Source organism: Hyphomonas pacifica, from assembly GCF_000682675.1.
Taxonomy (GTDB): Bacteria; Pseudomonadota; Alphaproteobacteria; order Caulobacterales; family Hyphomonadaceae; genus Hyphomonas; species Hyphomonas pacifica.
On record NZ_AWFA01000020.1, the window covers coordinates 1 to 14744 of the forward strand.

The 14744-nt window shown below is 58.3% G+C and carries 18 protein-coding genes and 1 tRNA gene; 12 read left to right on the top strand and 7 right to left on the bottom strand.

Annotated elements, in window-relative coordinates:
* Positions 1-22: 22 nt before the first annotated feature.
* Together HY2_RS07715 and HY2_RS07720 are read right to left on the bottom strand one after the other, a co-directional pair.
* A tRNA-Arg gene (locus HY2_RS07715) sits at positions 23-99 on the bottom strand.
* 240 nt (positions 100-339) lie between these two features.
* Complete coding sequence (locus HY2_RS07720) at positions 340-1332, bottom strand: P1 family peptidase (RefSeq protein ID WP_034826366.1); 993 nt, start codon at positions 1330-1332, stop codon at positions 340-342.
* A gap of 148 nt (positions 1333-1480) precedes the next feature.
* On the opposite strand from HY2_RS07720, the gene ggt reads away from it, so the two are divergent.
* Complete coding sequence (ggt, locus tag HY2_RS07725) at positions 1481-3217, top strand: gamma-glutamyltransferase (RefSeq protein WP_233346198.1); 1737 nt, start codon at positions 1481-1483, stop codon at positions 3215-3217.
* Between the two features lie 70 nt (positions 3218-3287).
* On the opposite strand, the gene hemW is transcribed toward ggt, so the two are convergent.
* Together hemW and rdgB are read right to left on the bottom strand one after the other, a co-directional pair.
* Positions 3288-4460, bottom strand: coding sequence for a radical SAM family heme chaperone HemW (gene hemW, locus HY2_RS07730; protein ID WP_034826370.1), 1173 nt, complete (start codon positions 4458-4460; stop codon positions 3288-3290).
* Positions 4457-5074, bottom strand: coding sequence for an RdgB/HAM1 family non-canonical purine NTP pyrophosphatase (rdgB, locus tag HY2_RS07735; protein WP_034826372.1), 618 nt, complete (start codon positions 5072-5074; stop codon positions 4457-4459). The genes hemW and rdgB overlap by 4 nt, the downstream gene beginning before the upstream one ends.
* Positions 5075-5199: 125 nt before the next feature.
* Here rdgB and HY2_RS07740 point away from each other — a divergent pair, with 125 nt between their 5' ends.
* The 6 genes from HY2_RS07740 to HY2_RS07765 are packed head-to-tail and all read left to right on the top strand — an operon-like array spanning position 5200 to position 8199.
* Complete coding sequence (locus tag HY2_RS07740) at positions 5200-5721, top strand: DUF2975 domain-containing protein (protein WP_051594837.1); 522 nt, start codon at positions 5200-5202, stop codon at positions 5719-5721.
* Positions 5722-5732: 11 nt separating this feature from the next.
* Positions 5733-5972, top strand: a complete 240-nt coding sequence (locus tag HY2_RS07745) for a helix-turn-helix domain-containing protein (protein WP_034826374.1) — start codon at positions 5733-5735, stop codon at positions 5970-5972.
* The gene (locus HY2_RS07750; RefSeq protein ID WP_034826375.1) at positions 5973-6362 is read left to right on the top strand and encodes a C40 family peptidase; all 390 of its coding nucleotides are present in this window, start codon (positions 5973-5975) and stop codon (positions 6360-6362) included. It abuts the gene before it with no gap.
* A gap of 42 nt (positions 6363-6404) precedes the next feature.
* Complete coding sequence (locus HY2_RS07755; protein ID WP_034826376.1) at positions 6405-6899, top strand: CreA family protein; 495 nt, start codon at positions 6405-6407, stop codon at positions 6897-6899.
* Positions 6900-6955: 56 nt separating this feature from the next.
* Positions 6956-7762: a DODA-type extradiol aromatic ring-opening family dioxygenase gene (locus HY2_RS07760; RefSeq protein WP_034826377.1), complete on the top strand. Its 807-nt coding sequence runs from the start codon at positions 6956-6958 to the stop codon at positions 7760-7762.
* Complete coding sequence (locus HY2_RS07765; protein ID WP_034826378.1) at positions 7759-8199, top strand: group III truncated hemoglobin; 441 nt, start codon at positions 7759-7761, stop codon at positions 8197-8199. Before HY2_RS07760 ends, HY2_RS07765 begins: the two co-directional genes overlap by 4 nt.
* 4 nt (positions 8200-8203) lie before the next feature.
* Here HY2_RS07765 and rph read toward each other — a convergent pair whose 3' ends face one another.
* Positions 8204-8929, bottom strand: coding sequence for a ribonuclease PH (gene rph, locus HY2_RS07770; protein WP_267895818.1), 726 nt, complete (start codon positions 8927-8929; stop codon positions 8204-8206).
* 90 nt (positions 8930-9019) lie between these two features.
* Between rph and HY2_RS07775 the strand changes: the two genes are divergently transcribed.
* The 5 genes from HY2_RS07775 to HY2_RS07795 are packed head-to-tail and all read left to right on the top strand — an operon-like array spanning position 9020 to position 13476.
* The gene (locus HY2_RS07775; RefSeq protein WP_034826379.1) at positions 9020-10690 is read left to right on the top strand and encodes a formate--tetrahydrofolate ligase; all 1671 of its coding nucleotides are present in this window, start codon (positions 9020-9022) and stop codon (positions 10688-10690) included.
* Positions 10691-10730: 40 nt separating this feature from the next.
* Positions 10731-11027, top strand: coding sequence for an autorepressor SdpR family transcription factor (locus tag HY2_RS07780; RefSeq protein WP_034826380.1), 297 nt, complete (start codon positions 10731-10733; stop codon positions 11025-11027).
* Positions 11024-11737: an SdpI family protein gene (locus HY2_RS07785; protein ID WP_034826382.1), complete on the top strand. Its 714-nt coding sequence runs from the start codon at positions 11024-11026 to the stop codon at positions 11735-11737. Before HY2_RS07780 ends, HY2_RS07785 begins: the two co-directional genes overlap by 4 nt.
* A 42-nt stretch (positions 11738-11779) precedes the next feature.
* Positions 11780-12874 (top strand): heat-inducible transcriptional repressor HrcA, encoded by a 1095-nt coding sequence (gene hrcA / locus HY2_RS07790; RefSeq protein ID WP_051594838.1) that lies wholly within the window; start codon positions 11780-11782, stop codon positions 12872-12874.
* On the top strand, positions 12871-13476 hold the full coding sequence (locus HY2_RS07795; RefSeq protein ID WP_034826384.1) for a nucleotide exchange factor GrpE: 606 nt from the start codon (positions 12871-12873) through the stop codon (positions 13474-13476). Before hrcA ends, HY2_RS07795 begins: the two co-directional genes overlap by 4 nt.
* A 6-nt stretch (positions 13477-13482) precedes the next feature.
* Here HY2_RS07795 and HY2_RS16770 read toward each other — a convergent pair whose 3' ends face one another.
* Positions 13483-14343, bottom strand: coding sequence for an NHL repeat-containing protein (locus HY2_RS16770; protein WP_051594839.1), 861 nt, complete (start codon positions 14341-14343; stop codon positions 13483-13485).
* 131 nt (positions 14344-14474) lie between these two features.
* Positions 14475-14684 carry a DUF2061 domain-containing protein gene (locus tag HY2_RS07805; protein WP_034826386.1) on the bottom strand — a complete coding sequence of 70 codons (210 nt, stop codon included), beginning with the start codon at positions 14682-14684 and terminating at the stop codon, positions 14475-14477.
* Positions 14685-14744: the final 60 nt, after the last annotated feature.

The following is a 14744-nucleotide window of genomic DNA, read 5'->3' on the forward strand; positions in this document are numbered from 1 at the left end:
AGTGCCTGCTTTTGCACAGGAATGGCGCACCGGGGAGGATTCGAACCCCCGACCCCCAGATTCGTAGTCTGGTGCTCTATCCAACTGAGCTACCGGTGCCCGGCCATAAGGAAGGCGGACACATACAGGCATGGATCAGTGGATGCAAGCCTGTTTGAGCGCAAGATTCACACCTTTCGCAGCAGGAGCTGAAATAGCCTCAAGATCAGGCCTTCCGGCCACTTCGCGACAGCACCAACTCAGCTCATATAGACTGGCAGGCTCATATAGATGCTTGGGCCGCTCTGGCTGCGCGGGCAAGTTGGGAAGGTCCGCACGGGCCAGTTCTCCCCTCAGGAGTCATACGTCTTGCTCTTGATTGGCTTCATGCACGCCCCGAGCGATGGCGCGCGCGAGTGTTGACGCGGCCAGCTCCCCCACACGCGCCACCATCAATGGCCAGTTTTCAGGCATGTCGACCCGGCCGGTAGACAGAACAAACACGGCATCCCCATCAAATGGCGCAAACACCGGCCGGATAGCCCGCGAAAATCCGGAAAGCGCCATCTGTGCCACCCTCCGTGCCTCTTCTTGCGTGAGGGAAAGATCTGTGGCGATGCAGGCAATGGTCGTATTCTGTCCCAAAGCCGGGTTCACTTTCGCGCCCCCCCAATCCTCCGGGTCCATTACGAAGTCCGCAGGCGGGCGGGCGCCGCCAAATTCGCCGTTAAGCTCATAGGGCCAGGCCCAGTAGGCATCCGTGCCCGGCATCCTTACCGATCCGAAGCAATTCACTCCCGCCAGCGCACCAACCGTGATGCCATCATCGGTCATAATGCTGGCAGAGCCTGTGCCCCCCGCATGAACCCCGGCGAGAGCGCCATAGCCGGCCCCAGCCCGGCCCAGAAGAAAGCTACTCCCTGCATCACGATATGCATCGAGGCCCAGACCCGCATAAGGTGAGGCCTGCCCCCAATTCTTGTCGCCACCATTTGCCAGATCATACAGAATGGCTGCCGGAACAATTGGCGTCGCCGGCACGCCCTCCCTGGCCACCAGAGAGAAGCCCCGCCCATCTGTCTTGAGACCAGAGGCAACACCGTCTGCCGCCGCAAGTCCAAAAGCGCTCCCCCCGGACAAGCAGATAGCATCGACCCCTTCCACCAGACGCCCGCCCGTCAGCAAATCCGTCTCGCGCGTACCGGGGCCACCCCCGGCGATACAGACCGCCGCGATGGCCGGTCTATCCGGCACAATGACGGTAACTCCCGTGCGAACCGCGCTGTCTTCAGCCTGCCCCACGAGAATGCCAGAAACATCCGTGATGAGATTCCGTTTGCCGGGTGCTGTCATTAATTGCGCCTCTATCTTTCCCTTGCCTCTACAGTCTCATAAGGTCAGCCGCGACTCACGCCAAGATACGGGGCTCCCCATGACACGTTTACCGCTTTTCCTTTCCGTTCTGTGGCTAGCTGCCTGCACTCCCGCTCAGGAGAGCGGAATGAGCGCCACAGAAGAAGCCCAACGCGCTGCAGACACAGCGCAAGAGACTGAAGCGCAGGCCACAGAGACTGCGACTCCAGAAGCCTGGACCAAGGGCGCTATGGTGGCAGCAGCTGACCCACGCGCGGTTGAGGCCGGGCTGGAAGTCATGCGCGAAGGCGGCAACGCCATCGACGCCGCAATCGCGGTTCACACCGTCCTTGGCCTGGTTGAGCCACAAAGCTCCGGCATCGGTGGTGGCGCTTTCATGGTATATTATGACCACGCCAAGGATGAAATCACCGTTTTCGACGGCCGGGAAACGGCACCTGCCTCCACCACGCCCGAGCATTTCGTCAAGGATGGCGAGGTCATGGGCTTCATGGAGGCTTGGCAGTCTGGCAAGGCTGTTGGCGTTCCGGGACAAATTGCCCTCTACAAGACAGCACATGATGCGGCCGGCACTCTGGAATGGGAAAAAGTTTTCCAGCCTGCCATCAAGCTAGCCGAGGATGGCTTTGAAGTCTCTCCGCGCCTCGCTGAACTGCTGGCGAGTGATCGTCTGAAAGCCGTTGTGCGCATTGATGACCTGCCGGTTCCCGCCGCCTATTTCTATCCGGATGGAGAGCCCCTGCCGGTCGGCTACATCCGCACGAACCAGGACTATGCGGACATGCTGAGCGCCATTGCCACGCAAGGCCCGTCCGCCTTCTACGAAGGCAAAAATGCCGAGGCGATTGTCGCCGCCGTGAACAGCGGCCCGAATGCCGGTGACATGACGCTGGAAGATCTGGCAAATTACAAAGTGAAGGTACGCCCGGCCCTATGCGGCACCATTCCGGAAGGCTATCGCATCTGCTCTGCCCCGCCCCCCTCTTCCGGCGGCGTTGCCCAGAACATGATCATGGGGCTGTATCATTACCTGAAGCCGACATCCGACACGGCGACGGAAGATGATTTCCTCAAGGCTTTCGTGGATGCTCAGCGCCTGACTTATGCTGACCGCGACCACTATGTTGCGGATGCAGACTTCGTGGCTGTCCCCTCAAGCGATCTGATCAACCCGGATTATCTAAAAGTGCGCGCAACCGAAGCCTTCGCACCGGATGGCCATGCCGAGCCAGGCGATCCGGGTGTTGTGCTGGGCCGTGATCCGCTTCGCCCGCTCTGGGGAGAAGACGCCACCGAGCACAAACCGGGCACGACACACATCTCCATCATTGATAATGAGGGGAATGCTGTTTCCATGACGGCCACGGTCGAGGCGGCCTTCGGCACTTCCATCATGGTCAATGGCTATCTACTCAACAATCAGCTGACGGACTTCTCACGCGAGCCTACAAAGGGTGGCAAGCCGGTGGCCAACGCCCCCGCCGCCAATAAACGCCCGCGCAGCTCCATGTCCCCGACCCTCGTATTTGACAGCAATGATGACCTTTTCATGGTCACCGGCTCTCCGGGCGGAAATTCCATCATTGCCTATGTCGCCAAAACGCTTGTGGGCGTGATTGACTGGGGCAAGACGGCTCAGGAAGCCATCGACCTGCCGAACATCATTGCACGCGGCGACTCTATTGGCGTTGAAGTCGATATCGACGGAGGCCCGGAAGCAGCTGAAGCTCTTCGCAAAATGGGCTACACCGTGGAAGAGCGCGAAGGCGAGAATTCCGGTCTACACGTCATCGTGGTACGCGAGGACGGGCTTGAAGGTGGCGCAGACCCGCGCCGGGAAGGCATCGCCAAATCCCTCGACTAAGAACTAGTGATACTGGCCTTATGCGGACGTTCTACGGAAAATCCGCATAAGGCGATTTCCCTTAACCTGATCACGCCGCCAGTTCTGCCGTGATCGCATCAGCCAGTAGACGTCCGGCTGCGGTGAGCGCAATGCGTGGCCCATCCTCCTTCAGCCAGCCCTCAGCAACAAAGACATCAATCTTGTTCTGCGGCAGCGACCGGCCCGACAGGACCTCAACCCGGCGCCGGTCAATCCCGCCTGATGGCCGCAGCCCCATGGCAAGCAACTCCCGAGCAATATCCAGCGGATAGAGCTTCTGCGCAGCTGACCAGCCAGAAGCCAGCGCCTGCACATTGGCGATATAGGCATCCGGGCGCTTCTCCGCTTCAGAAGCATAGCGCTGCCCATTGACGCTGACGCGGCCATGGGCGCCAGGACCTACGCCGATCCAGTCCCCTCCATGCCAGTAAATCTGATTGTGGCGGGACTGGTATTCCGGGGCCATGGCATGATTGGAGACTTCATAGGCAGGCAGCCCTGCTGCGCCGAGTATGGTCTGGGTCAGTTCATATAGATCGGCCTGATCATCATCCTCCATCGGCACAATCTGGCCACGCTCGACGGCCTTGCCGAAAGCTGTCCGCTCTTCAATCGTCAGTTCGTATAAGGAGATATGTGGTACGCCGAATTTCAGCACGTCTTCCAGTTCGAGTTGCCATTCCTGGAGGGATTGGCCGGGACGCGCGTAAATCAGGTCTATTGATGTGTTGGGAAACACTTTCATGGCCCGCGCAATGGACGCCATGGCCGCGTGCTCATCATGGTCACGCCCCAGGAACGCCAGGGCCGCCGGCCGTAGGGACTGCACGCCGACGGACAGCCGGTTTACGCCGGCCGCCTTGAGGCCGCGCAAATCCGCGCGCAGAACATCATTGGGATTGGCCTCGAGTGTGATCTCTGCTCCGTCCTTGATGCCAAACGCTTCGTCCGCAGCGCGCAGGATTTCTACAATCTCCACCGGCTTCAGCAAAGATGGCGTCCCCCCACCAAGAAACACCGCATCCAGTGCGCCATGCTGTGGCATGCGCGGCCGGTGGATCTTCAGATCATCACAGATGGCCTGCAGCAACAAAGAGGGGTCCCGATCCTTCGCCGCATAGACGTTGAAGTCGCAATACGGGCAGATCTTCGAACAGTACGGCCAATGGATGTAGGCCCCAAATCCATATTCCGGACCGAAGGGGGCGGGCGTCTCTGTCATGATAACAAGGCAGCCTTCAGTTTCTTCACGGCGTTGGCACGGTGGCTCATCGCATGTTTGCGGTCAGGGTCCATCTCTCCAAACGTGATCTGCTCACCCTCTGCAACAAAAACAGGGTCATATCCAAACCCCTTGTCACCGCGTGGCGGCCAGATCAGTTTGCCATGAACTTCGCCTTCAAACACTTCAGCATGACCATCCGGCCAGACAACAGCCAAGGCGCAGACAAATTTAGCAGTCCGGTCTGTCGCGCCAATCTCTTCCAGTTCCCGTTCTACCTTGGCCATCGCTGTGCCGAAATCCCGGGGCTCTCCGGCCCAACGGGCAGAATAAATGCCCGGTGCCCCGCCAAGCGCCGCTACCGCCAGGCCTGAATCATCTGACAAGGCAGGCGCACCTGTAGCGACTGCTGCAGCTTTGGCCTTCAGAATAGCATTGCCTGCGAAGGTGGATTCGGTCTCTTCAGGCTCCGGCAAATCCAGATCAAGGGCCGATACGACGTCAAAGCCCATCGGCCCAAACAGATCCTTAAGCTCTGAGACCTTACCCTTATTGTGAGTCGCGGCGATCAATCGCCCAGGTTCCAAGCGTCGAATCGTATTATTCTCACCCATACTGCAATGGCTCCATTCTTGCTTTTGACATAAAAGCCTATATCGTTATTCGGTAAGCCTTACGTCTTTACCGATAAAGACAGACGGCCCCAAAACATCAGCACCCAACGGTGAAGAGACAACGTATGAGTACAAATGCAGGGAATTCCATGGCTGCTATCATGACCGTGCTGGTCACGATTGTCATGTGGATGACTGCGCTGATCGGCGCAATCGTCATTATTGCAGGAAGTGTGGAATTGATCTCCATGCTGTCAGGCAACCCGATTAGTATCGGCTCTGTCACCGTGGACAATCACGACATCACGGTACCTGAGCTGACTGCAGGCCTCATTGGCGCTGTGGTTGTTGTCGCAGCGGTTGTATTTGTCTGTATGGAGCTTCGAAAAATCCTTGCAACCCTTGCAGCGGGCGATCCGTTCGTACCTGAGAATGCTGTACGCCTGACCCGTATCGCCATTGCCATCGCCGTGACCCAGCTCATGCGCTACGCAATTGCGCTGATCATCGGGCTAATGGTGAAAGGAACGCGTATTGAACTGTCTTTTGACCTTATCGCCTGGGCGTCCGTTGCCGCCCTCTTCATCCTGTCGCAAGTCTTCCGCGAAGGCACACGCCTGCGTGACGAAGAGAAAATGACCATATAGGAGCACAGGATATGTCCATTCGCGTGACCCTCGACCGAGTGCTGCTGGATCGCCGCATGTCCCTGACAGAACTGTCGGAACGTGTCGGTGTGACACTGGCCAATCTGTCCATTTTGAAAACCGGCAAGGCCAAGGCTGTCCGCTTCTCGACACTGGAAGCCCTGTGCCGGGAGCTGGAATGCCAGCCTGGAGACTTGCTCACCTTCGATGAGGAAGACACGGCTGACCATGAACAGGTGGCGGCCGAATAAATGACCCATGACCCGCGCACCAAATATGAGTCTGGTGATGTAGTCTCGATTCGATTCGGGGTCGTCCTTTCCCATTATGGCGTCGTAACCACGCGCAGGACGGTGATTTCAAACTCCCGCAAGCATGGTGGTGTGATCGAACAGAGCCTCGAAGACTTCTCAACCGGCCAGCGTATCCGTCGCCATGGCCGTTATAGCGGTCTGGATGCACATCTGGTGGAGCACCGTGCACGTGGGCGCATCGGCCATGATTACGACTTCTTCGGCTCCAATTGCGGACACCTGGTTCGCCATGCCCATCATCGCAAGCCAACCCCGATGCAAGTCGGCGCAGCGACCGTGCGCGCCATCGGGGATATGCTCTCCAAGAATAAAAAACGCTATTACTAGCGTGTATGGGAACGAGGCCCGCAGCCTCGCGTACGTGTCTGCATGAAACACATCACTGCCTGCCTGCTTCTCGCCCTTATCCCCCTGTCTGCCTGTGGCAATGGCAAGGAGGTAGGCGAGTTCAAGAATGACTGGCTCGGCAACGAGATCAAGATCAAGCAGCTAAGTGACCCCAAGATCGAAGGCGTGGTCTGTCACCTATCCTATTTCGACCGGGGCGTATGGGACCGGATCGGCAAAGGCAACTGGTTTGAGAACCCGTCCAATTCTTCCATCTCCTGCCTTCAGTCCGGCCCGATCCGTATCGGACGCATTGACCTCGACAAGTCCGGCGAGGAAGTATTCGATCAGAATCAGAGCCTGATATTCAAGCAGCTGGCTGTGCGCCGCATCTATGATGCCGATACCGACAGTCTGATGTATGTCTCCTACAGCCGGAAAATCGTTGATGGCTCAGCCAAGATGAGCCTTTCGACCGTTCCGCTGTATGGCCAGGAAGTAACCTGGCAGAACGGCAAGCCTGCACGCCGCGAATAGGTCATATGCCAGAGATGTGAATTGTAGAGGGTTGCCCTGCGGCGCATCTCTACAGCATGACACACAGCCTGCCATCCCTCTTCATTTCCCATGGCTCCCCCACTTTGGGACAGGATGATGCGCCAGTACGGGACTTTCTGCGCCACCTCGGCCAGGCATTGCCCAGGCCAAAGGCCATTCTGGTTATTTCCGCCCACTTCAACGCCCCCATACCGGTTCTGACAGGTGCGCTGCATCCTGAGACCATTCATGATTTTCAGGGATTTCCCGAAGAACTGTATACACAGCTATACCCCGCTGCGGGCTCCCCTGCGCTTGCAGAAACCATGCGGCAGTCTCTCGTCCGCAGCGGCTTTGAGGCGCGTTTGCATCCGACACGCGGGCTGGATCATGGAGCCTGGGTGCCTTTGCAGCTGATCTATCCTGCCGCCGAGTTTCCGATCGTGCAGCTGTCCATCAGCATGAATCAGACCCCGGAATGGCACTACCGTCTCGGCAAGGCGCTCGCTTCTTACCGGGATGAAGGTGTTCTCATTATAGGCTCAGGAGCCCTGACACACAATTTGCGCGCCTTGTTCACGGCACGCCTTGAATTGCATAGCGACACACCGGAATGGGTGAACACATTTGCGGACTGGGTGGATGATAAGACACTGGCGAGTGACGACATGGCCGTTCTGAATGCGCTGGAAACAGGGCCTCATGGTCTGACCAATCACCCCACTCCAGATCACATACTGCCGCTATTTGCAGCGCTCGGCGCCGGATCGGATGGCCCGCGCCAATTGCTGCACAAAAGTTCCACTTATGGGATATTGCGTATGGACGCCTTCGCCTTCGGTGCCCATGTGCAGGCTGTATGACCTATCGAGTTCGATCCGCTGAAGACCGCCGCCGCGAAATTCAGGAAAATGCCGCGCGCCTCGGCATAAATGAGGCATTCGTGTCAAACCTTGTCGACAGCTTCTATGCACGGGTTCGGGCCCATCCCATGCTGGGCCCGATTTTCGACACAGAGATTAAGGATAAGTGGGAGCCCCACCTCGCCAAGATGAAGGATTTTTGGTCATCGGTGGCGATGAATACAGGCCGCTATTCGGGGAAGCCCTTCCCGGTGCACATGAAGCTGACGGGCGTCACGCCCGCTCACTTCAATATCTGGCTGGCCTTGTTCCGGCTGACGCTGGAGGACATTTCGGAGAATCCGGAAACAGTTGACTACTTCATGGAGCGTGCCGACCGTATCGCCCAGAACTTCCAGTTCGGCATGTTCGAGTTGCAGAACCTGCCAGCCAGATAATGGCCTAGCCAAGCGCCTTGCGCTGGGCTTCGAACAATTCGGTGCAGCCTTTTTCGGCCAGACGCAGCATTTCATCCAGTTCAGAGCGCGTGATCGGGCGCTCTTCCCCTGTGCCCTGCACCTCAATGAAACCGCCATCGGAGCTCATCACGACATTCATGTCGGCTTCGCCGCGGGAATCTTCCGGATAGTCGACATCCAGAACCGGATGATCCTGATAGATGCCGACGGAAATGGCAGCAGCCTGCTTCTGGATCGGGTTTGCGGAGATGACGCCTTCTGCCTTCAGGTACCGGCAGGCCATGGCAAGCGCCACAAAGCCGCCCGTAATGGATGCCGTGCGCGTGCCGCCATCAGCCTGAAGGACATCACAGTCGATAGTGATCTGATTCTCGCCCAGCGCCTGGAGGTCACAAACCGAGCGAAGGGAGCGGCCGATCAGGCGCTGGATTTCCTGCGTGCGGCCAGACTGTTTGCCCGCTGCAGCTTCTCGCCTGCCCCGCGTATGCGTAGCGCGTGGAAGCATGCCGTACTCACCGGTAACCCAGCCCTTGCCCTGCCCTTTCAGCCAAGGCGGAACCCCCTTCTCCCAGCTGGCCGTGCACAGCACATGGGTGTTTCCGAACTTCGCAAGGCATGACCCTTCCGCATAACGGGTGACATTCGTCTCCAACGTGATCTCACGCAACTGGTCAAAAGCGCGCCCGGACGGACGGATAAGCTTGCTCATAAGGTTGTCCTCTCTTGTGACCTGTCTGATTGCGGGTTTTGGCGCGTCTGTCTACACCGGGGACAAGCAAGAACAGAAACCGGGGGATACATGCCGACCGATATCGAGATCGCCAGAAACGCGAAGAAACGCCCTATCATGGATGTTGCCGAGACGTTGCAGATCGCGCCGCAGGATGTGATCCCCTACGGCCATGACAAGGCGAAAATCGCGGCGCAACACCTGAGCGGCCTGCGTGCCAGGGCAAATGGCAAGCTGATCCTCGTCACGGCCATCAACCCCACGCCTGCAGGCGAAGGCAAGACAACGACCAGCATCGGCCTGGCGGACGCGATGAACCGGATTGGTAACAAGACCCTGCTCTGCCTGCGCGAGCCATCCCTCGGTCCCTGCTTTGGCATGAAGGGCGGCGCGACCGGTGGCGGCCAGTCCCAAGTGGTCCCGATGGAAGATATCAATCTCCACTTCACGGGGGACTTTCACGCCATCACCTCTGCCCACAATCTACTGTCGGCCATGATCGACAATCATATCCATTGGGGCAGCGATAGTGGCATTGACCCGACACGGATCACTTGGCGACGCGTGCTGGACATGAATGACCGCAATTTGCGTAACGTTGTGACCGGACTCGGCGGCACGAAGAATGGCACACCGATCGAGACCGGTTTCGACATCACGGTCGCCTCGGAAATCATGGCGATTCTCTGCCTTGCACGCGACGCGCAAAATCTGCAGGACCGCCTTGAACGCATGGTGATCGGCTATCGTCGCGGCCGTGTGCCCGTGACGGCAAAAGACATGAACGCGGTGGGCGCGATGATGGCACTGCTGAAAGACGCCATGCTGCCAAACCTTGTGCAGACACTGGAAGGCAATCCGGCACTGGTGCATGGCGGCCCATTCGCCAACATCGCTCATGGCTGCAGCTCAGTCATAGCAACGCGTGCCGCCCTGAAGATGGCAGATTATGTGGTCACCGAAGCAGGCTTTGGCGCAGATCTTGGCGCGGAGAAGTTCTTCAATATCAAATGCCGCCAAGCGGGCTTGGTGCCGAACGCCGCCGTCCTTGTAGCAACCGTCCGGGCCCTGAAGATGCATGGCGGCATTGCAAAAGATGATGTCGGCTCTGTCAGCTATGATGCGCTGGAAAAGGGCCTCGCCAATCTGGGCCGACATATCGAGAATATGCGCGAATTCGGTGTTCCGGTCGTGGTTGCCGTCAACCGCTTTACCTCTGACACATCTGGCGAAATTGCCGCTGTCGAGGCATTCTGTACAAAGATGGGCGTGCCCGTCTCGCTCTGTACACACTGGGCCGAGGGCGGCCATGGCGCCGAAGACCTGGCCCAGAAGGTGGCCCAGTTGATCGAAACAACACCGACAGAGTTCCGACCGCTCTATCCAGCGGACATGCCCCTGTTTGAAAAGATCGAGACGATCGCCAGGCGCATCTATCGCGCAAGCCGTGTCGATGCCCCAAAATCCGTGCGGGAACAACTAAAGCGCTGGGAACTGGAAGGGTATGGCGACTTCCCGGTCTGTATGGCCAAGACCCAGTACAGTTTCTCCAGCGATGCCAAGTTATTTGGTGCGCCGGAAGGCCATGTTCTGCAATTGCGCGATGTCCGCCTGTCTGCGGGCGCCGGCTTTATCGTAGGTATATGCGGCGAGATCGTCACCATGCCAGGCCTGCCACGCCGCCCATCGGCTGAGAGCATTTATCTCAATTCCGCAGGCCAGATTGAAGGGCTTTCCTAACGCGATTGACTCTGTTTAGCAAAAAGGCTAATTAGCATTTATGCAAAACAGCGTCTTCAAAGCTCTGGCCCATCCTGCACGCCGACAGATCCTTGCGCTTCTGCGCAAGGGTCCGCACCTGGCAGGCGATCTAGCCGCAGAATTTGACTCAAGCTGGCCCACAATGAGCCGGCACCTGGCGGTCCTAAAAGAAGCGGAGTTGATCACAGCCGAGCGTCAGGGCAACCAGATCCTCTACCGCGTAAATACCAGCGTGCTTGAAGATGCCGCCTCTGCCCTGCTCAGCCTTATGGGCAAGGACAATGGCGATGATGATCTCAAGGAGGCTGCAGAATGAAACCCTATGTCCAAACAGGTCTTGCCTGGTCCGCAGGGGCCACCCTTGTCGCTTGCGGCATCAGCCTGGTGGCCTCGTCCCAATTGCCGGACAGCACCCAGATCCCGATCCATTGGGGGGCGGATGGCAGCCCCGACAAATTCGCTGACCGCGAAGGGGCGACCTTCATGCTATGGATGATGCCCGCCATTTCGGCCTTTATCGCAACCTGTATGGCGATCGCCGCCACCGTTGATCCCCGTCAGGCGAATTTGAGCGCGAGTCGCAAGGCCTATCTGATCTGCTGGATTGGCGCGATGATTGTACTGACGGGTATTCATGCCGGTATTGCCTTCATGATGACCCGAACCGGCGCGCCGTCTTCAGGCTCCCCTGAAATGATCCGCTGGATTATTGCTGCCTGTGGCGCCCTGTTCATTCTGATCGGCAACTATCTGCCGAAGACGCGCTCTACTTTCATGATGGGCATTCGCACGCCCTGGACGCTGTCTTCCGACATGACCTGGGAGAAAACCCACCGCCTGGCCGGACGGCTGTTCATGCTGGCTGGCGCTCTGGGCATCATCGGCGCCTTTGTCTTCAATGGCATCTGGCTGGCCCTGCAATTGTCCGTTCTGGCCATAGGTGCGACCCTGATCAGCGTCATCTACTCCTGGTTTGTCTGGCGCACCGCGACGGATCGCGAAGAGGGTTCAGGCTACATTGTTTAACACCCATTGAACCCGGCCCCGGCCGCGCCTAATCAATAAGACATGATCCACAAGCCCTTCGACACGACATCCCTGATGCAGCGCCTTGACCAGCGCTCTCGGGATATCTTTCGGGAAATCGTGGAAGGCTATTTGGCAACAGGGGAGCCAGTCGGCTCGCGCACCCTCTCCAAAAGCGGCATTGCGCTTTCCCCGGCCTCTATCCGTAATGTGATGGCAGATCTGACAGATCTTGGCCTGCTGGAATCCCCGCACATCTCGGCGGGCCGCGCACCGACCCATACCGGCCTGCGCCTATTCGTAGATGGCTTTCTGGAGATTGGTGAACCGACGCGCGCGGATCGTCAGGAAATTGATGATCGCCTGAAATCCGCCGGGACCGACATTGAAGCCGTGATGGGCGAAGCCTCCGGCATTCTGTCAGGCCTGACCGGCGGCGCGGGCCTGGTCTCCTCCCCCACGCGTGACGCCATTGTACGCCACGCTGAATTTGTACCGCTAGGCGGCAAGGAAGCGATCTGCGTGATCGTTACCGAAGATGGCGATGTTGAAAACCGCATCATCGACATTCCGGAAGGCCTGCCCATCACGACACTAATGGAGGCGGGCAATTACCTCTCAACCCGCGTGCGCGGTCGGACGCTCTCGGAAGTTACGAATGCTATCCGCGAGGAGCTTCGCACACACCGGGCGGCACTGGACGAAGCGGCCTCCTCCCTGGTCGAGCAGGGCCTCGCCCAATGGGGAGGCGAATCCCCTGGTCGCGGCAGGTCGCTGATCGTGCGTGGCCGTGCCAATCTGCTGGAAGACGCCCAGGCCGCCGAAGACCTGGACCGTGTGCGCCAGCTGTTCAATGAGCTTGAACGCCAGCAGAGTCTTCTCGATATCCTGGATACAACCCGCGAAGCCGATGGCGTGCGACTGTTTATCGGATCGGAAAACCAGCTTTTCCCGCTATCGGGTTCAAGTGTGATTGTGGCTCCCTATATGGGAGGCGGAAAACAGGTTATTGGCGCGCTCGGCGTGATTGGCCCTACCCGGCTGAACTATGCCCGCGTGATACCCATGGTGGATTATACGGCGAAGGTGGTTGGGGAAATCCTGTCTGCCCGCCGCAAAAAGGATGCAAAAGGATGAGTGACGAGTCCAAGAACAGCGAAACCGCTGACATTGATCCCAACGCCTCGCCGGCAGATCTGAAGGCGGCTGCGGATGATATCCTGAAATCTGCCCCGAAGGAGCAAGCAGAACTGTCTCCGGAAGAGGCCATGCAGAAGCTGGAGATCGAAAAGGAAGAAATGCGCGAGCAATTACTGCGCACGCTGGCTGATCTTGAGAACACCCGCAAGCGCGCTGAGCGCCAAGTCACCGATGCCCGCATCTACGCCATCGAGAAATTTGCCGGTGATCTGCTGAGCGTGTCCGACAATCTCGGTCGCGCCTTATCCGCCCTGTCCGAAGAAGACCGCAACGCCCTGTCAGAGCCGGGCCGCAACCTGTTCGAAGGCATAGAGATGACTCAGAAGGAGCTGCACACAGCCCTCGCGCGTCATGGCGTAACTGCCATTGCCGCTGAGCCGGGCGATGCGTTCGACCCGAACCAGCATCAGGCTGTGGCGAACATTCCGTCAGACCAGCCGAACGGTACGATTGCCTCCTGCTTTCAGCCCGGCTGGAAGATTGGCGAGCGCACCCTGCGCGCCGCAATGGTCGCCGTCAGCGCTGGCTCAGCTAACTGACCAGCCCTAACGACTTACTTTCCACAGCGTCACCGTGTTCTGCCGCATGTTCGGCACGATCACGGTGTCGCCGATGACCGTCAGATCATTCTGTGTCGGTCCCTCTTCTGCCTCGACATCATACAGCGTCGTCACGGCACCGTTCTCAGCCACATAATGGATCTGCCCTGGCCAGGACGAAACAAGATACCCCCCGCCCGGCACCAGACCGATACCGTCCGCATTCTCCATGCCCGTGGCAATTTCGGTCAGCGTGCCATCCCGCGCCGCACTGAAAAGCGTACCTGTTTTCATAGTGGCGACCAGGAGCCGCTCGCCATCTCCCAGAAGGCCGTTCACGCCGCCCAGAAGGGCTTCATCCTGCAACCAGACCTCCGATGTGCCATCTGAAATCTTGTGAATCGTCGCGGTGCCGGAGTCTGAGACATAAACGGCGTCACCCCAGGTCGTCATGTCATTCAGGAAGGCCGCGCCTTCAACCCGGATGGACCCGGCAGGATTGCCGGTCTCCAGGTCGAGCATCGCAATCTTGTCTATGTCTGCGACGTAAAGCGTATCATTTAGAATGGCCATGCCTTTGGGCGCATCCAGCTTTGCCCCCCAATAGCGCTTTACCATCTCCCCATCCGGAGAAATGAGAGACACGTACCCATTGCCGTCTTTCTGATTGCCAGGACCGTTAACACTGGAGATGAAGTACCCGCCGTCCGGGGCCAGGGTCGCCCCTTCCGGATTCTCGAACCCCTGAGAAATGTAAACCTCATCTATAACCGGAAGAACCGTGTCTGCCGCCCCCTCGTCATTTGTCTGCGCGGCACAGCCCGCCGCCAGTATTGTCAAAAGTACCGGAATGGATGTGCGCAGCATTAAAACCTCCAATGGATATGCCTCAGGACACGGCGTGGACCAACTTCAGAACACTATGGCAATGCATGCCGGGTCGCGTCCACCCTCAGATCGGCGATCCTGCTAATACAGGGCGCGGTGCCGCAAATCTGTCAGGTGGCAACCGGCGGTATATTCGTTGCCTTGGGCCAGCGCTCCCACACACGCTCATGAAACGTATATGCAATGGTCTGCACGGCAGGCTCAATCAGGCCGATGGCAAGCGCGGCATGCCAGTTGTGGGTCAGTGCAAAGGCGACCGTGACGGCAACGGACAGGTGCATCAGGCTGTAAGTCATTGTTTTGAGAATATGGCGGGGCATGGCGGAAGATCCTTTCAGACCTCCATATGTGAGCATCATGAGAATGGATCTCAAATAGAT